Here is an 18691-nt window from a genome sequence, read left to right on the forward strand (position 1 = left end):
TCCCCCACAGGAGGTTTTACAATTATGACGGAAAATAAACACACTACAACTAACCAGATTGCTTCCAGCGATTTTGTCTTATTAATTCCACTAGATTTTTCGCGTCATAACCGCACGTATTCTTATGCAATGGAAGAATATGCGCTGGGCGAACAGGTAAGCCAACTGATAGAAACGAGAGAAGAAAAGGATTTAGAAGCAGAGGCCGCTGCGGCGTATGCAGCGCTCTTATACCGACTTTCAAGCGAGAAGCAGCTGCTCATCGGTGTGCAGGATAGCCAGGGCAACGATAAGCCATGGTTAGTCCAGATCGAAGAAACGCCTACATTTGATAGCCTAAAAACCTCGTTAGTGCAAGCTGTAAAGGATGGATCAACCTCGGAACAAGCCCATTATGACACTCGCTTCTCGCATCGACACCCGGTACAGCCTACTTCGGAAATTATCAGCCTTCAACTTCTGAAACACAATGGAAAGTGGCAGCTCAGCATGCAATATGACCGATCGTTGCTGGAGAAAGCAACCGTCGACCGCTATGCCGCTTATTATAAGACGCTGTTCACAGCAGCTGTAACAGATCCGGCCTCGCATGTGGCAGCCATTGATCTATTAACCGCTGAGGACCGGCTCGTCTATGAGAAAATGAATGCGACAGCTGGCGCTTATGATCGCAAGCAGACGATTCATGGCATGATTGAGCTTGCTGCGGCGCAGCATGGAGAAAGAACGGCAGTATCATCTATTCACGGAGAGCTTACATACCGCGAGCTCAATGAGCAGGCGAACCAAATGGCGAACCTGTTGATCAGCAAAGGCGTGAGCAAAGGCGATTTCGTCACCATTTACATGGAGCGGAGCTTGGAGCTCATTGTCAGCCTGCTTGGCATTTTGAAGGCGGGAGCCGCCTATGTGCCGCTCGATCCCGAGCATCCAGAGGAGCGCAACCGCTACATTTTGCAAGATACCCGGTCGGTATTTGTGCTGACCAAAGCGAAATACGAAGAGCAGGCGCAGCATCAGTCCGAAGGGCTGGAGCAGTTGAAGGAAATTATCGTAGTGGAGCATATCGATTATGACAGGGTAGAGGCTTCGAACCCGAACGTTCAGGTAGCACCGGATGATTTGGCCTATATTATTTATACGTCTGGCTCTACGGGAAGGCCGAAGGGAGCTCTCATTGCGCATGAAGGAGTCGTCAATCTCGGCGACACGGTGCGGCAGGATTGTGAAATTGGGCATGAGGATATACTGACGCAGTTCGCGACCTACAGCTTTGACGCATCGGTATGGGATACGATTGGAGCGCTGTTCTATGGTGCGCATTTGTACTTATTGTCTCCAGAGGAACGCGTATCCGTAGAGGAATTTGCTTCAGCGATCGAACGGACGAAAACGACGATTATTACGATTTTGCCAACCGTCTTTTTTAACCAGCTATCGGCTTATTTGTCGGAGGAGGGTTACAAAAAGCTTGCAGGCGTAAAGCTGATCACTGTAGCAGGAGAGGCGCTTTATGGCGAGCAGGTGCGGGCGTTCCAGCGGAAGTTCCAGGACAATATCGCTATCGTCAATGTATATGGTCCTACGGAATGCACGGTGTGCACAACAACCCATAAAATCAGCGGATATATTTCCGATGATTTGACCAACGTGCCAATCGGCAAGCCGATCCAAAACTACAAAGTATATATCGTCAACGAGCTGAACCAGCTATGCCCTGTGCATGTGCACGGCGAGGTGCTGATTGAGACAATCGGCCTGGCGAAAGGGTATTTAAATCAGCCGGAGAAAACGGCGGATGCCTTTGTCGCCAATCCATTTGGTGACGGTCAAATTTATAAGTCAGGCGATATTGCGAAGCTGCTGCCGGACGGCACAATTGAATATGTAGGACGCCGGGATTCGCAAATAAAAATTCGCGGACATCGCATTGAGATTGGGGAAATCGAAGACAGCTTTTCGAAAATCGCCAATGTGCAAAACGTAGCAGTCATCTGCAAAAAAGATGCACAGGAGCAAAATATGCTCGTTGGCTTCTTTACTTCAAAGGACGGTAAACCGCTCACTACCGTTACCATTAAGCAAGAGCTGGGCGATAAGCTGCCCTCTTATTTTGTACCGAAATGGATCGTCCAGCTGGACGAAATGCCGATTTCGCCAACCGGGAAAATCGACCGGAAAAAGCTGCACAGCTATTCCTACCAAGAGGAGCAGATCAGCGTCGACTACGTTGCCCCTCAAAATGGCATCCAACGAATGATTGCGGGCGCATGGGCCGAGGCACTCAGCCTCGTTCATATCGGCATTCATGATGATTTCTTTACGATTGGCGGCGACTCGCTCGGAATTATTCATATTTTGGCCAGTCTCAAGCCGTATTACCCGGAATTGAAAATTAATGATTTATTTCAATATAGAACGATCGAAGCGATTGCCGCTCGCATCGAGCAGCTTGCTGCCGAAGCGCCAGAGCAGCAGGAGACAGCCCGTCATGTTGGGCCAGCTATGCCACTGGAAGAGCTGCCAGCTATGCGTTATAAGCCTGAACCGTCTGTCAGCTTTGAGCTGCAGCCGAAGGCCTTGCTGTTAACTGGAGCTACCGGATATCTAGGCGGTTATTTGCTTTATGAATTGCTGATGCAAAGCGACGCGACCATTTATTGCCTCGTACGGCCAGGAACAGAGCCGGGTGAAGCGAGACTGCGGAGCCATCTTGCCTATTATTTTGGAGATGCGGCTATTCCATTAATGGAAGGGCGCGTTGTAGCGGTAGAAGGCAATTTGGAAATGCCGCGGCTCGGGCTTGAGGAGCAGCAGTATCAGCAGTTAATGAGCAGTCTGGATGCAATTATGCACAGTGCAGCGGATGTGAGGCACTTTGGCGAAGAGGGACAGTTTGCCCGTACGAATGTGAATGGGACGGCGTATTTGCTGGAGCTAGCCGCAGCTTGCCGCCAAACGGTTCGCTTCCACCATATTTCTACGCTCGGCATTCCAGAGGACTTGGCTTTAAGCGGGCAATGGGAAGCAGTTGTAGCCGCTGGAGAGCTTGCGCCGGAGCTGCATGTTGAGAGCTTGTATACGAACAGCAAGATGGAAGCAGAGAAGCTGCTGTACGCTGCTGCTGAGCAGGGCGTTCCCGTCAGCATTTACCGGGCAGGCAATTTGTCCTGCCACTCGGTAAGCGGAAGCTTCCAGCGCAACATTGACAGCAATGCGTTTTACCGGATGCTCAAATCGATGCTGCTGCTTGGACAAGCGCCAGAGGTTACTTGGGACATCGATATTACGCCCATTGATTATGCGGGCCAGTCGATTGTCAGTCTGGCGCTGCAGCCGGATACAGCCGGAGGTGTCTACCATATTTGCAACCCGGAGCCACTGCCTTACGAAACGTTGATGGACATGCTGCGCAGCAATGGCTACGCCATAGAGACGTCAAGCCCAGCCGCTTATACGAAGTGGCTGCTTGATAAAGCCATCCTGAAAAATCAGGAGGGTGTGCAGCTTGCGATCGCGCAATTGGAAGGCGATGGGGCGAAGGACTCTGCCTATCGCTACAGCTGCGAGCGGACAACCGCTGCTTTGCAGCAATCGGGCATTACATGCGCAGCGCCTAATGAGCAGCTAATTGGAAATATGCTTGCGTATGCAACGTCGATTGGCTACTTTCCGCAAGCGAGCGAGCGCCGTCCGGTCAGATAGGTACGTATATTCGCAAGATAATAGAGATAAGCATGAATGACGAATATGCAAAATGAGAAGCAAAACGCCAAGCATCAGACCTGCGAAGGACTGGAGCTTGGCGTTTTTTTACTATAAGAAGGTGGGCTGGATTAAAAGCTAGGGTTTGGCTTCTGGAAGCTTCTGCTCAGGTTTTCAGCATCAAGATCGCGCACGCGCTTCTCGAAATCCTCTAGAACATCAATTAAATAGGATTGACCGTCAGATTCTGCTTTGAAAATAAACTTATCGGCATCGTGGATGACCACATCGTGGCCGCACAATTTAAGGCATTTGGCATAATCTTCTACAGTGGGGTGCTGGTTCTCTTCCAGAAAAATCAACCCGTGCAGCGTCTTCGTTTCATGGGGGCGAATGATTTTGAAATGTACGGTATGTTGGATAGACATATGGGCTTCCTCCTTATTCTTCCGGGCTCGCTTCTATTATAATCCATTAGGCGCAGAGAAGCTGTGAAAAATGTTACAATCTTTTAGACGAATAGCTAGCAGGAGGAGTTGCACCTATATTGACAATAACTGAATGATCATTTATTATTAGCGAAGGAGCTCGATTTAAATTATCAACAGTTTTATTTTAATAAATGATCGTTCGTTTATATGGAGTTTATCTTTCATTAACCATAATTTAAAGGAGTAATCGCCATGCTGACTGCTATTATTGTGCTTGCTGTACTGCTGCTTGCGGTAATGCTTGTTTTAAAGTTCTATCCTGCGCTTGGAGGCGTGTTAACGAAGGAGCAGCTTGCTGCATTTTCACGTTTGCCCCATTACAAGGACGGCAAGTTTAAAAATTTGAGTGCGACGGCTATGGACAACAGTGCAAGCAACCTATTTTCCATGCTGCGCGATTATATGAAAACAAACCCAAATCGCAAGCCACAGGCGCAGCTGCCGCTGCAGAAGCTGCAATTTGGCGGGGACGATAAGGGCGAGCAAGCGCGAGTCACTTGGTTTGGACATTCGGCTATGCTGCTGGAGCTGGATGAAAAACATATATTACTCGATCCGATGTTTGGCCAAGCGCCGACGCCGTTCCCTTTTTTCGGAAACAAACGTTATAGCGGCAAATTGCCGTTTGAAATTGCCGAGCTGCCGCAAATTGACGCTGTTGTATTATCCCATGATCATTATGATCATTTGGACTATGATTCGATTCTCAAGCTTAAAAACAAAGTTCGCCGTTTTATCGTTCCGCTCGGCGTAGGCAGCCATTTGGAGCGGTGGGGAGTGGAGAAATCGATTATAACCGAGCATGACTGGTGGGAAGAGCTGGAGTTTGAAGGCATTCGCTTGGCGGCCGCTCCAGCGCAGCATTTTTCAGGACGAAACCTCAACAACCGGGATTCTACGTTGTGGTGCTCCTGGGTAATTACAGGACGCGCAGCTAACATTTATTTTAGCGGCGACAGCGGTTATGGCGCGCATTTCAAAGAAATTGGCGAGAAATATGGTCCGTTTGACCTGACCCTTATGGAATGTGGACAATATGATCCGCGCTGGGCGTCGATTCATATGATGCCGGAGGAAACGGTGCAGGCCCATGTCGATGTAAAAGGAAAAACGCTGCTTCCGATCCATTGGGGAGCTTTTACACTCAGCTTCCACGATTGGAATGATCCAGTAGAGCGCGTGACGCAAGCGGCCAAGCAGCTGAATGTGCAAGTTGCAACGCCAATCATTGGCGAACCGGTAGCCGTTGGGGCTGGCCGACTTCCATCCTCCATTTGGTGGAAAACCGCACAGTGAAAGGCTAATTGAAAAACTAACTTAAAATCCAACTACAAATCCAACTAAAAAACCGTCCCGAAGCTGAGGCTTCAGGACGGTTTTTGCAATAATTTGGGCAGCATGCCGAGCAGCTTGTTTGCTGTTTCCGCATCGCCGTAGTTCCAGCTATTGTCGACTACGTAAGCATGGCCCTTTTGCACAGCCGGAAGCTGCTGCCAGAGTGGGCTGCTTATAAGTGATTCCATCGCTTGCCGAGAATCCTCTGTGTCGGGCACGATCATAAACAGGCGATCACCGGCATAATGGGGCAGGGAGCCAACTGTAATTTCCTTATAAGCCCGCTGAGCGGTAATGAGCATTTTCACTTCGCTGATTGGGGCAAAGCCAAGCGGATGATAGAGGGTGGATGCCAGCCCGCTGCCAGCCATAATAAACAGCCGATTTCCCCGTTCAAAAATGAATACGGAGGCGGTCTCGCCTTCCCTTATATGGCTGCCTAGCTGCTGCCACATCTGTTCCGTCCGCCGCTCATGTCTAGCAAGCCAGCGCAACGCCTCCTGTTTCTTGCCTAGCCAGTCGCCCAGCATAAGCAAACGCTCCTCCAGCGTTCCCCAAGAGTTAAAGGCAAGCGTCGGAGCAATGTCCGCCGCCTGCTCATAAATCTGCTCGTCACCGCTCGCTAAAATAATCAAATCAGGCTCCTGCTCCGCTGCTTGTTCTTTATTGAACACCGGGAAAACGGAATAATCCGCTCCCCCTACCGTTTGAAACCCGAGTACATGCAGGTCACCCAGTGTCTCGCCATAATACAGGATGCGCTGTGGCTCTGCTGGAATGATAACTTGATGTCCCATCCAGTCTTTCACCTGAACGCGCTGCCGCATGGAAAGGGCATACTGCCTTGGCGAACCGCCGGTCATTTGCCGGAAGCGGCGGCTGAAATAATATTCGTCAGCGAAGCCGCACCATTCGGCAATTTCACGCAGCGAGGCATGGGAGTTCGCGAGCCATTCCTTGGCATGGTCAATGCGCAGCGATACTAAATAATCGAGCGGCTTTTTGCCAGTGAGCGCTTTAAATAAGGAGCTGTATTGCCACTGGGGCATGTTCGTCAGCGCTGCGAGCTGCTTGACCGTAAGCGGACTCTTATAATGAAGCTGAATATAGTGAACCGTATCTTCTAATGAATACAGCTGGCGATTCCCTTGGCTTGCTGGAAGATGCTGCTCCAGCAGCATGCCCATCAGCTTTTGGAAAGCGAGATTTTGCTTATACGCTTCGATGCCTTGCAGCGCTTTGCCATCTGCCTGTATCGCTTCCAGCAGCTTGGCGTATGGAGCAAGCGGGTAAAGGCGCAGCTCATGCTTGCCAGGAAACAGCGATTGCTGGTAATACGATGGCTGAACATAGTCGAGGCGAACGACCGAATAAACGAGGCAATAGTAGTTCATCGTTTCATTCGTCTGGCCATCAAATTGGTAGCAATCTCCGGGGGCTAATTGGAATGCGCTGAACGCTTCAAACCGGACATAGCGATTGTTCAAATAAAGGGTGCCTTCACTGTCGACAATGATGAGCAGCGTATGGCTCTCGACGGTTTGCTCGGCGAAAGTAATGTCCGCAGACTTCGTTAACCGTTTCATGCTGACAAGCTTAAGCATAAGGTGGTGAAGCGGAACGGACGGGGTTTCATGGGCATTCATGCGAGCGGAACTCCTTACTTTTAAGTTCATTAGCAATAGGATTGCATTGTTTCCTTTCATTATGCCATAGAATGGAGGGGAAGCGAATGGACGAAAAAGAAAACAGGCCGAGCCAGGGCTAAATCATGCCCTGTAACTCGACCTGTATCGTTTATTATTTGTAACGAAGCTTGCGCGTTAAACGTTATTTTTTCAAAATTTCTGCTGGCAGCGCGTCAATGAGCCAGTCGCGGGAAGTTGCGTCGCTGGATGCATTCTGAATGTCAAAGTAGTATACTTTTCCTTCTTTTACAGCAGGGAGGTTTTTCCAAATGGTGCTTTTCAGCAATTCTTCCGTATCTTTCTTGGCATCTTCAGGTACAGGGTTCAAAATGAAAATACGATCGCCTGCAGCTTCAGGCAAAATTTCCGAAGAGATTTCCCGGAAGCCTTCGCCAGCGTCAATAATTTCCTGGATTAACGGAGTCGGCTTGAAGCCGTCCTCGTTGTAAACCGCTTGTGGAAGTCCAGCATTGGCCATAATGAACAGGCGGTTGCCTGGATACATTGTGAAGACGGAAGCTGTTTCTCCTTCTTTCAAGCCGTTCTCGTGCAGCATAGCCCACATTTCTTTTGTTTTCGCTGTATATTGGGCAATCCAATCCTCGGCTTCCTGCTTCTTATTAAGCAGATCGCCCAAAATGCGCATGCGGTCCTCAAGCGGAGCAAACGTATCAAAGGTAATGGTTGGTGCGACTTTGGCAAGCGCCTCATATTGGGCGTCATCTGAGTTGCCGAAAATGATCAAATCAGGAGAAAGCGACAATGACTTTTCAACGCTGATTGGAAAGCCAACATCTTCCGCATCTTTAATTTGCTCCTCGTAGACGGACCCTTCTGTGTTTTTCATCACCCCGATAGGTGTAACGCCAAGCGCAAGCAAATCGCCTGTCGTCTCGCCATGGTAAATAACGCGTTGAGGCGTAACCGGAACTTCAACTTCATGGCCTGTCCAGTCTTTGAAAATGCGCGTTCCCGTTTCAGCTTCTGCTGAAGCCGCTGGGCTTTCGGCAGCTGGTGAGCTGCTCGCTTCTGTAGTAGGAGCGGTGCTTGCCTGCTCAGCAGCCGACTGCTCCGTGTTGCTTCCGCATGCCAACAATAATGCCCCCATTAATGCGACAGTAGTAAGTAAAGAAATAATGCGTCCTGCTTGTTTCATTGTGGTTCTCCTCCTGCATCGTCTCAAAGATATTGATTATCATTATCGTCGACTAGCATAATAGATTGCGGCCAGTTGTACAATGGATAAAATTCAAAGCTAATTTGGGTTTGTACAAATTCATGTGCAGACAGCAGAAGATGTTCACCATCCTGTTAAATTCTCCTGCGCCACTGCCCCCAATACTCTCCTATAATAAGGGTAGAGGAAATAGTTCAAGGGGGTGTGAGCGATGTTGTGTTTTTTGATTCTTACGGCTTGTTTTTTTGGAGGCATTATTTATATTATGAAGGCCGGAGCAACGATTGTTGAGGATGACTCGATCATTCAGGATCGGATTCTTGAAGGACTAAGCTAGGATAGCAGCAAAAAATAAACTTTTTTCATTATAAAGCTTCTTCATCAAGCATGGCGGGCGGCAAGCGATTGTTATCGTTTGGCCGCCTTTTGCTTGCCCTTCACGCCTATTCAAGGCTCCGCTCAGCGTGACAGGTTGCAACTCGGCAGGCAGGAGCGTAATATGGAAACGAGGACTTCAAGCAAACTTATTGTTAAAGGAGTGCAGGAAGCGATGCAAATTATTTATCATGGACATTCTGCTGTGCAGCTCATAACAGGGGACAAGTCGCTGATTATTGATCCGTTCATAAGTGGAAATGGGCAGGCAGTTACGAAACCCGAAGATATTAAAGTGAATGCTGTCCTTCTGACACACGCTCATCAAGATCATATTTTGGATGCGGCGCCAATAGCTAAAGCAAATGATGCTCCTGTTGTAGCTAATTTTGAACTAGCGGCTTATATGTCATGGAAAGGTGTACAGACGATACCGATGAATATTGGAGGCACCGTCGATTTAGGCTTTGCGCAGGCCAAAATGGTACCAGCTATTCATACTTCAGGCATTATTGACGAAGAAAAGCAGACGATTACATACGGCGGGCTGGCTTCGGGCTATGTCATTCGCGCTGAAGGGCTGACGATATTGCATGTCGGCGACACTGCATTGTTCAGCGATATGAAGCTGATTGGCGAACATGAGGTCATTGATGTTGCCTTTATTCCGATTGGTGATCACTTTACGATGGGACCGGAGGAAGCCTTGCAGGCAGCAGAGTGGTACCGGGCCAAGCTGGTCGTTCCGGTTCATTATAATACATTTGAGCCAATCAGACAGGATGCGCAAAACTTTGTGGAAGCGCTGGAAGCGCGCGGCCTCATCGGCAAAGTGATGGCCCCGGGAGATAAGCTCGCTCGATATTATTAAGCAGGTTTAAGACGGTAGGCATCAGGCTAAATTCTCTTAAACAGCAATTGAAAGCAGGCTGCCAGTGACGGCAGCCTGCTTTGTTTATTTTATCGGACCCATCGAAGAGATTGTGACTTTCGCAGATACGGTAATGTCGGCTTGCGACAGCGCTTCTGCCCAATCATCCTCTACTTTTTTGAACGCTTTGTACTCATACGCCCTTGCGTACACTCCAAGTCCGACTGGATCGACCTTGAGCTTTTGGAATTTGGCAATAAGCGCTTTGAAGTGATCGGTCACCTGCTGGCCGATCATGTCCTCCAGCAGCTTGCTGTCATTAAATACATCGAAGGGGAAAAGATGCTCGGATAGGCCAACAACCATGCTTACTTTTATATCATATTTGAAGCGGTTGTTTTTAAAGCTGGTTTTAATTTTGGTTTTGACCTTTCCTGCAGAAAAGCTGACCGTATTCGTGGAAAACGGCGATTTTTTCGGCTCCTCCGGCAGCTGATAGGAAAGGCTAAAGCCTGGTAACGCATTTTTCTGCAAAATGCGCAGCAGTACCGTTTCCTGTGCATCGAGCATCCCTTTGTATATGCCTGCTTTCGATACGAGTGCCGTTCCCTGAATTCGAACTTTGCCGCCAATGATTTTGACCTGTGAGAAATAGGGGGTTATTCCCTTATCAAGAAATTGTCGGTGAAGCTCATGCGCCGTCGTACTGACCGTTTCCGAATGGGAACTAGTGGAGTCTACCATGCCGCGGAGCAAAATAGGTAGCATCGGCTGATCCGGTGGATTCAAATACAACATCTCTGGAACGGAGCCGTCAACGACAATGACCCGGTCCGTAACCGTATTTCGGGCATCGCGATAGATGACGTCGAGCATTTGAAACCAGCCCTCATAATTCAGCATTCGCCTGCCAAGCAAGATGACCTTATAATTGCGCCCTTGCGTGGATCCAGCCGTCTGAGCGTCCTGCTCAGACCTGGACTGTCTCAGCGTCTTAGCCGTTCCGGTCATTTCCATGCTCTTCTTCTTGATGCGATTGCTGAATACAGGTGCGGTCAAATAAAAATGGAATTTTTTATTTTTATCCAAATCCATCCCCAGCACAAGCGGGGTAGTGGCATTTTCCAAATTTAGTTGGTCGCTGCAGCTAGACAGGAGGAGCATGATAACAATAAACAGTGTTATCCGGGTGATGGATGAGCTCATAGGCTGCTCCTTTCTTCCTTCCAAAACTTGCTTAGCCATAAATAGCAAAGCAGGCATACTGGAAAAATATATTCCAGTATCAGCCCAACCCAAAATAATTGTCTGACCAGAAAGTTGTTTATATTGTAGGTCGGAAAATAAAAAAACGTCCCGACTGCCAGCAGGATAATCAGCAGCCGCAAGGGAATGCCAATGCTCTCCCGCTTGAATATCCAAGCTATGCAATAGGTAAGCAGATACATCATTGGGATCCAAATAAGCGAGAAAATGAACAGATAGAAGGAGATGAATGGAATCTCAATGCGTTCAATAAATTTGAATTCAATCGATTTCAATACACTGATGACAGGATCATTATAGAGATGGGATTCCTCCGGGCTGAAATAGACGTAACAAATAATTGTGACGAACAAATACAACAGCATCGTAATGGAATTTGCAATTACAATGCCTTTGGTGGCATACTCCTTATACTTCAAATGCGGATAAAGAATGAAAATGGATACCATGCCCAGCATAGGATAAATCGTCGCTTTTACCGCGGCCAGAATGGGCAGCCAGCCTTCCTTGAGTAGAGGCAGCAAATATACCCAGTGCGCATGTTTGAGCGTATATATGTACACAAAAGGAATCCAGAGCGATATCCAGATGATCAGCTCAGCGTATCTCGCAACGTTGCGTATGCCGTGCCGGACAATCGAATAGGCCGGAATGAGCAGCAGCGGCATGAGCACGAATGATTGCGTAGTTGGCAGCAGCCAGGTTTTCGTTACGAGAATCGTGCGCGAAAGCCCATCATACATCAGGTAAAAAAAATATAGCGCAAACAGCACAGCAGCCAACACCCCGGCCCACCGTCCCATATATTCCGACAGCAGGTCGAATAAGGTGCCGTTCGGATAATATTTCATGATCCCAACAATCGCAAGTCCAGCAATCAGGCTTAGCGCCCAGCCAATAATCAGGGCGATCCAGCCGTCCGTATCCGCAGCCTCCGAGAGCTTTCTGGGCAAGTTTAATACTGCCACGCTCACCTGGCTACCCGAAATTATGGAGATAAACTGGAAAAGCGTGATTTGCTTTCCCACGTAGCTATTCATTCTGTGTCCTCCTTGATCCGGCTTTGTCTTTGCCTTATTGACTGTTTAGGAGCCGTACTTAACGGACGCTTGTCCATGAGCCACAGGGGAACCCTTACAATTGTGTCCTTCAAGTCAGCCAGTCTGACTGGACCAATCGGGGTTCCATAGGCGGTGCCAAGCGATTTGAGCGACAAAATATGACCGATCAAAGTCATGAGCCCAATGACGAGGCCAACAAATCCGAACATGGACGCTAGTATCATTAAAATAAAACGGATAAGCCGCACCGCTGCTACCATGTCATAGTTAGGCAGAATAAAGGATGAAATGGCCGTAAAAGCGACGACAATAACCATGACGTTACTGATAAGCCCGGCCTGCACAACCGCTTGTCCAATAACGATACCGCCGACGATGCCGACCGTTTGTCCGACTGGCGCAGGCAGCCTTATCCCAGCTTCCCGCAGCAGCTCCAGTGTAATTTCCATTAATATCGCCTCCACAAACGGGGGAAAAGGAACCTGCCCCCTTGATTCCCCAAGCGTCAGCAGCAGCTTGAGCGGGATGATTTCAAAGTGATAGGAAACGACGGAAATATAAAAGGCGGGCAAAAATGCTGCCATAAAAAAAGCGAACATTCGCAGCAAGCGAAGAAATGTCGCAATCGTCCAGCGCGAGCTGTAATCGTCAATATTTTGAAAGAAGGACATGAAGGTTACGGGAGCAATCAACACGTTTGGGGAACGGTCGACGACAACCGCGCAGCGTCCTTGCAGCAGCTGGGAAGCGGTCGTATCAGGCCGCTCCGTCGTTATGAGCTGCGGAAACAACGAAAAAGGATTATCCTCGATAAATTCGCCCAGCTCGCCTGTATTAATGATGGCATCGACATTGATTTGCCGAATTCGCTGTTCCAGCTGAGCCATATACTTCTCGTTGGCAATATCCTCGATGTACAAAATGGAAACGGTCGTTTGTCCTCTCTCGCCAACCATGAGCCGTTTGATTTTGAGTCCGCGGTGGGGGAGATAACGGCGAATGAGGGCGATGTTTAAATCGCCTGTCTCAAGAAAGCCCTGATGTGCGCCCTTCAGCGATGATTCGAGCTGAGGGTCTTCGATATTTCGCTGCGGCCATCCCTTTGTATCGAGGGAGTAGGTCCGCTCGCTGCCATCAATAAATAACAGGCTGTTCCCCTGAAAAAGCCCCATCTCTGCTTTCTCCCAGCTGTATAAATGCTCTACATGACCGACGGTGACGGCAATTTCCTGACTGTTCTCGCCCATCTCTTGCTGCAGTGGACGGAGAACATCGTCATTAATCGCCGCTTTGTCGTTTAACCCGTCGATATAGATCAGCAAAGCCTGTTTGCCTGATTGTTTAATGGTCAGATGGCGGGTAACCATATCGGGGGTTTCGGTAAAAAGCTGCTGAATTTTTGCTAGGTTTTCCTTTAAATCGGTGCTAATGCGGTCGCTATGCGGTATATTTTGCTCTGTATTGTTGTCAGGCATAGCTGTAGACTTCCTCTCTGTCGATTCATTCGGTTCAGCTATTTTTTCCAGCACAGGCAAATTGTATGCAGATGGACGTTTGTGCTTTCCCCTTGGATAGTCGTGCTAGCAGGGCTGTTTTTCTATATAATGAAAAGCAGCATACGCTGCAATGAGGGAGAGCACAGGGAATGACGACATTTTTGAACGATACATTACTGGAAATTAAACAATCAAGGCAAGCCTCGTGTCCTCCGGTCTGGGCGGAGGGCGGACTTCCGCTTTCAAGCCATACTCTGCTTTATGTGGTGAAGGGCAAGGGAGAGGTTACGATAAACGGGGAACGCGAAACGCTTGCCCGCGATGGTTATTATCTTTTTTCTCCGGATACAACGATTGAACTATCTCTTAGCACAGCTGCGCCAGTAGAGCTGCACTGGGTTGTTTTTGATATGTTTCGCATGAAGGTGAGCAGCGAGCATCAGCGGGAGTATGAGCGAGAGCTGGAGTTCCCTGTGGAAGGGCTGATAAAGCTTAAGGGAAGCCGCTTCAAGCGGCTGCTCTATTTGCTAACGGCAGAAGAAAGCACGAGGCAGGGGAAAAGCCGTTTTCTGGAGCAGCATTATTTGCACGAAATGCTGGAGAGCTTTATTGCACATGCGGCTCCCGCTGCGGCGAATGATTTAGAAGAGCGGCTGGGGCTGACGCTGCGCTATATGCAGACCCATTTTCGCGAAGACATTCGAGTGGATAAGCTTGCTGAAATTGCCCAACTGCACCCGTCCTATTATTCTCAGGTGTTCAAAAAAGTGATGAATAAGACGCCGGTCGCTTTTCTAACCGATCTGCGGATGAATAAGGCGAAGGAGCTGCTGCTGCTGACTGATAAGCCGATTCATGATATTGCCGGGGATGTCGGCTATGGGGACGAATTTTATTTCAGCCGCCGCTTTAAGGCAACGAGCGGTTATGCGCCGACGGTTTACACGCGGAATCGGGAATTGAAAATAAGCTCGCTTTCCTATGCCTATACGGATCATCTATTTACGCTGGGATTGGACATTTGCGCGGCCCAGGTTCATAGGCATTTGCCTATTGTGACAAGGGAGCTGGAACTGCCAAAGCATGCGGTCGATCCTTGGGAAATCGGGCGCCAAATCTTTCTTGAAGTGCAGCCGGATTTGTTTATTTGCAAAGATAATGTGCTGGCGAAGGCGCTCAAGCATGTGAATGACGTAGCGCCAATTGTAGGCATACCTTGGACAACGATGGATATATACAGCCATATGCATGAGCTGGCCGAACTGACGGGCAAGCAGGAGGCTGCGCGAAAATGGCTGGATCGCCATGAACGCAAGGCGGAGCAGATCCGCAGAAGCTTGCTGCGCTCTTTTTCCATAGGCACGACAGCGACGATTTGCGTCGCACGCCAGGGGGAGCTGCGCATTTATGGCACCCGCAACATTGGGCATGTGCTTTATCGCTCGCTGCAGCTTTCACCGCCTGCTAAAATCCGTGAGAAGCTCGCGCAGCATGCGCCGGGAACGGGCTTCAACTGGGTTTCGATACAGCCTGAGGAGCTGGCCGGTTATGAAGCCGATTATTTATTTCTCGCTTTCTCGAACGAGGCGGAGCATAAGCTTCTTGTAGAATTGCTGAAAACGAATGCGGTGTGGAGAAGCTTTCCAGCCATGAAAAATGATCGTGTCTATTTCCTTGATAAAACAAAATGGATCGTCTACGCTCCTTATGGCATAGATTTGCAGTTGGAGGAAGCGAGCAAATTGCTGCTTTCACCGAATAGATTATCGCTGTAAACCTGAGAATAATCCATATGGCAATCTTGAATTATGTCATGTACGGGAAAGCGGGAATCGTTATAATGAAGAAGATGATAATGATTATCAATATTGGTATTCGAGGAGGCTTTACGGGTAAAAGCGTATGAAATGGAACAAAGGATATACGATTAGTTTATCGCTTATTGCAGGCTGCGCATGGCTTGTGTTCTCACTGTTTATAGCGGTGTCGGGTGGCGCGAAGGAAATAGATTTGCATACGGTTTGGACGGCTGTTTTCGATTATAATGCCAGCTTGACGCCGCATCAAATTATACATGAGCTGAGACTGCCGCGCGTATTGGGCGCAGCACTTACGGGCATGGCCTTTGCTGTAGCCGGAGCTATTATGCAAGGGGTAACCCGCAATCCAATGGCGGATACGGGCTTGCTGGGCGTAAATGCCGGGGCGGCTTTCGTTGTAGCGCTTTGCTTTGCGCTGCTTCCAGCGTTATCCTATTCGCAATTAATGCTGCTCTCCTTCGTCGGCGCTGCTTTAAGCACCTTGTTCATCATGCTGCTGGGCTCGGCGGCTCCGGGCGGGCTTACTTCGCTGCGGCTGACGATTGCTGGCGCTGTTGTTGCTGCTATTTTGCATTCGCTCAGTTCTGGCATTGCGATTTATTTTGACCTCAGCCAGGATTTGGCGTTCTGGTATGCAGGCGGTGTAGCGGGAATTAAGTGGATGCATTTGAAGCTGCTGGCCCCCGTTATACTTGCTGGCCTGGCAGGTGCAATGCTGCTCGGACGCCCCATTACGTTTCTCTCTCTTGGTGAAGAAGCGGCGACGGGACTGGGCATTAAAACAGCCCGCATCCGCATACTCGGCCTGCTCATAGCTGTAGTGTTGGCAGGAGCTTCGGTGTCGGCTGCAGGCTCTATCGCTTTTGTCGGGCTTGTTATCCCGCATATTGCCCGACGAATCGTAGGCGTCGATTACCGGTTTGTGCTGCCGTTTTCGGCGCTGCTTGGCGGAAGCCTGCTCGTCTGGGCTGATTATGCCTCGCGTATGGTCAATCCGCCGCGGGAATTTGCCATTGGCGCAATGGTCGCTATGGTCGGCGTTCCATTTTTCCTCTATTTAGCACGTAAAGAGAGGAGGGAGCTGTAGTCATGGATCAATCGGCATACCGAGCTCCCAGAGCGATTACGGTAAGCATCGTCATGTTTATTTTGGCTATTGTGGTCATTATGATTGGCTTAAACACAGGGACGATTCGCTTATCGCCGCTTGCAGTTTGGCAGACGCTTCTGGGCGGGGGAACGACGGAGGAGCAGATGATTTTATTCGACTACCGGCTGCCGCGCATCATTGTCACGATGCTTGGCGGCATCGGGCTTGGCGTAGCCGGAGCGGTGCTGCAGGGCGTATCGCGCAATGCGCTGGCTGATCCGGGCATTTTGGGCCTGCATGCCGGAGCAGCCTTCGGGCTAATCGTATTTGTCTCCTTCTTTCGGACGATGGAGGGCTCGCTTGCGATGCTCATTCCGATGTTTACCTTTGCCGGAGGCAGCATGATCGCCATCATCATTATTTTGCTGGCGTATGACAGGCAGCGGGGAATTATGCCGATTCGGCTCATTCTTGTAGGGATTGCGGTAGAAGCAGGCGTAAGTGCGATTACGTTGTTCCTATCCCTTAAGCTTGACCCGGATACGTATGCTTTCGCTGCTCGTTGGCTCGCGGGAAGCGTGTGGGGCAGAGATTGGATCAACGTCTGGGCGCTGCTGCCGTGGATCATCATTTTGGTGCCGATCATTTACTTAAAATCGAAGACGCTGGATTTGTTCAGCTTTGGCGATGAAATCGCTTCAGGCGTAGGCAGCAGCGTTACGCGAAATCGGCTGCTTATGATTATTCTTGCCGTAGCTTTGTCCTGCGCCAGCGTCTCCATGACCGGCGGTATTGGCTTTATTGGTCTTGTAGCTCCGCATTTGGCACGCAGGCTAGCGGGTCCTCAGCATCGCTATTTTTTGCCGGCGGCGGCTAGCATCGGGCTTGTGATACTCGTAGCTGCGGATACGATTGGACGGTCTATTTTTCAGCCTAATGCGATTCCAGCCGGTGTCATCGTTGCCCTTATTGGCGGGCCATATTTTCTGTACATGCTGTTCAGGAAGAAAGTTTGAGCAGGGCAGTTAAGTGAAGAAGGGTAGATCGGATAGGTAAGGAAAGGTTTTGCAATAACTAACAGTAGACGCTGAACGGACGTTCAGACGATGAATATGGGGGACTTAACGAGTTATGAAAAAATCACGGTTTTCTTCTAAAGCGCTGCTGACGCTAATCAGCCTAATTGTCGTGGCAATGCTGGCGGCTTGTGGACAGGCTGCCTCGCCACAAAGCACGAATGGGAGCAATGCAGGCCAAGGGGCCGAAGCTGCTGCAGAAGCGAGTGCTTCACCAAGCGCTGAACAAGTGGAGCCGCATGGCCCTGATGTGAAAATTGCCTCCATGTCGATTCATATTACGAACAATCTGCTTGCTCTAGGAATTAAACCAGCTGGCTCGGTTGTCGGCGGCGACGTGAAGGACTTCCTGCCACATGTGGCGGATCGTCTGGAAGGCACGGCGAAGCTTGGCGTTGTTACAGATCCGGATATGGAAGCTGTGCTGGCGCTGAAGCCTGATGTTATCTACATCGATGAAGTGTACTCCGGCGCAGACCTCGCCAAATTCGAGAAAATTGCCCCGACGATTTCCATCGATATGGATAATGGCACTTGGAGAGAGCATTTAAAGCGGATTGCCGAGCATGTCGACAAGCAGGCGGAAGCGGAGCAGTTTATTAAAGATTATGAAGCGAAAGCGGATAGCGTGAAGTCGCTTATTAACAGCAAGCTTGGCGCTGATGCCAAGGTGATGGCGATTCGCACAACAGCGAAGGAGCTTCGCGTCATGGGCATGAAGCGTCCGGTAGGACCGATTATGTTCGAGGATTTGGGGCTGACTCCGGCAACGGGCGTTGAAAAAATTACGGATGAGCCTTATGCCGTCATTTCGCAGGAGGTGCTGCCTGATTTTGACGCAGATGCGATTTTCGTCATCATCAGCAAAGGCAATGAGGCGAAAGCGAATTTCGAGCAGCTGGAGCAAAATCCAGTATGGCTCAATCTGAAAGCTGTAAAGAACAACCATGTCTATGTGCTTGACGTGCAAAAGTGGCTCGATTATTCGTCGCTAGGTCACAGCATGGCGCTTGACGATGCGCAGAGCCTGTTCGAGAAATAAGCGAATAAGGCAGTGGGCTGGGTTAATAAAACGGTGATGGAACAGAATTCACCGACCGATCATCTAATGGCTGCGGAGCGCGAATGTGCTCTGCGGCCATTTTTTCAAAATATAAGAATTTATTAGGCTCATCCTTGAAATATAGGAAAGGATATTGTAAAGCTATCCTTTCTCTATATTTCTCGGATTGAAACGCGC

The 18691-nt window shown here is 49.4% G+C and carries 14 protein-coding genes; 8 read left to right on the plus strand and 6 right to left on the minus strand.

Features of this window, described 5'->3' with window-relative positions:
- Positions 1-24 precede the first annotated feature (24 nt).
- Entirely contained in the window at positions 25-3705 is a 3681-nt protein-coding gene (locus AC50Y5_RS02240) for a non-ribosomal peptide synthetase family protein (RefSeq protein ID WP_494858164.1), read from the plus strand.
- A 131-nt stretch (positions 3706-3836) separates the two neighbouring features.
- On the opposite strand, the gene AC50Y5_RS02245 is transcribed toward AC50Y5_RS02240, so the two are convergent.
- Complete coding sequence (locus tag AC50Y5_RS02245; RefSeq protein WP_056029773.1) at positions 3837-4133, minus strand: hypothetical protein; 297 nt, start codon at positions 4131-4133, stop codon at positions 3837-3839.
- A gap of 255 nt (positions 4134-4388) precedes the next feature.
- Between AC50Y5_RS02245 and AC50Y5_RS02250 the strand changes: the two genes are divergently transcribed.
- Positions 4389-5492 carry an MBL fold metallo-hydrolase gene (locus AC50Y5_RS02250; RefSeq protein ID WP_494858167.1) on the plus strand — a complete coding sequence of 368 codons (1104 nt, stop codon included), beginning with the start codon at positions 4389-4391 and terminating at the stop codon, positions 5490-5492.
- 71 nt (positions 5493-5563) lie between these two features.
- Here AC50Y5_RS02250 and AC50Y5_RS02255 read toward each other — a convergent pair whose 3' ends face one another.
- Positions 5564-7177 carry an ABC transporter substrate-binding protein gene (locus AC50Y5_RS02255; protein WP_494858168.1) on the minus strand — a complete coding sequence of 538 codons (1614 nt, stop codon included), beginning with the start codon at positions 7175-7177 and terminating at the stop codon, positions 5564-5566.
- A gap of 184 nt (positions 7178-7361) precedes the next feature.
- On the minus strand, positions 7362-8375 hold the full coding sequence (locus AC50Y5_RS02260; RefSeq protein WP_494858170.1) for an ABC transporter substrate-binding protein: 1014 nt from the start codon (positions 8373-8375) through the stop codon (positions 7362-7364).
- A 232-nt stretch (positions 8376-8607) separates the two neighbouring features.
- Between AC50Y5_RS02260 and AC50Y5_RS02265 the strand changes: the two genes are divergently transcribed.
- Complete coding sequence (locus AC50Y5_RS02265) at positions 8608-8733, plus strand: hypothetical protein (protein ID WP_257790756.1); 126 nt, start codon at positions 8608-8610, stop codon at positions 8731-8733.
- Positions 8734-8946: 213 nt separating this feature from the next.
- Complete coding sequence (locus tag AC50Y5_RS02270) at positions 8947-9642, plus strand: metal-dependent hydrolase (protein WP_494858779.1); 696 nt, start codon at positions 8947-8949, stop codon at positions 9640-9642.
- Positions 9643-9726: 84 nt separating this feature from the next.
- Here the strand turns inward: AC50Y5_RS02270 and AC50Y5_RS02275 are convergent, their stop codons facing one another.
- The 3 genes from AC50Y5_RS02275 to AC50Y5_RS02285 are packed head-to-tail and all read right to left on the minus strand — an operon-like array spanning position 9727 to position 13444.
- Complete coding sequence (locus AC50Y5_RS02275; RefSeq protein ID WP_494858172.1) at positions 9727-10848, minus strand: Ger(x)C family spore germination protein; 1122 nt, start codon at positions 10846-10848, stop codon at positions 9727-9729.
- Positions 10845-11948, minus strand: coding sequence for a GerAB/ArcD/ProY family transporter (locus AC50Y5_RS02280; RefSeq protein ID WP_494858174.1), 1104 nt, complete (start codon positions 11946-11948; stop codon positions 10845-10847). Before AC50Y5_RS02280 ends, AC50Y5_RS02275 begins: the two co-directional genes overlap by 4 nt.
- A complete protein-coding gene (locus tag AC50Y5_RS02285) occupies positions 11945-13444 on the minus strand; it encodes a spore germination protein (protein WP_494858176.1) in 1500 nt (499 codons plus the stop codon). Before AC50Y5_RS02285 ends, AC50Y5_RS02280 begins: the two co-directional genes overlap by 4 nt.
- 170 nt (positions 13445-13614) lie before the next feature.
- Between AC50Y5_RS02285 and AC50Y5_RS02290 the strand changes: the two genes are divergently transcribed.
- From AC50Y5_RS02290 to AC50Y5_RS02305, 4 genes are all read left to right on the plus strand, one after another.
- A complete protein-coding gene (locus AC50Y5_RS02290; protein WP_494858178.1) occupies positions 13615-15240 on the plus strand; it encodes a helix-turn-helix domain-containing protein in 1626 nt (541 codons plus the stop codon).
- A 127-nt stretch (positions 15241-15367) separates the two neighbouring features.
- Positions 15368-16372, plus strand: coding sequence for a FecCD family ABC transporter permease (locus AC50Y5_RS02295; protein ID WP_494858180.1), 1005 nt, complete (start codon positions 15368-15370; stop codon positions 16370-16372).
- A gap of 2 nt (positions 16373-16374) precedes the next feature.
- On the plus strand, positions 16375-17391 hold the full coding sequence (locus AC50Y5_RS02300; RefSeq protein WP_494858182.1) for a FecCD family ABC transporter permease: 1017 nt from the start codon (positions 16375-16377) through the stop codon (positions 17389-17391).
- A gap of 115 nt (positions 17392-17506) precedes the next feature.
- Positions 17507-18493, plus strand: coding sequence for an iron-hydroxamate ABC transporter substrate-binding protein (locus AC50Y5_RS02305; protein WP_494858184.1), 987 nt, complete (start codon positions 17507-17509; stop codon positions 18491-18493).
- Positions 18494-18691: the final 198 nt, after the last annotated feature.

This window comes from Paenibacillus sp. JT22N7, from assembly GCF_059383875.1.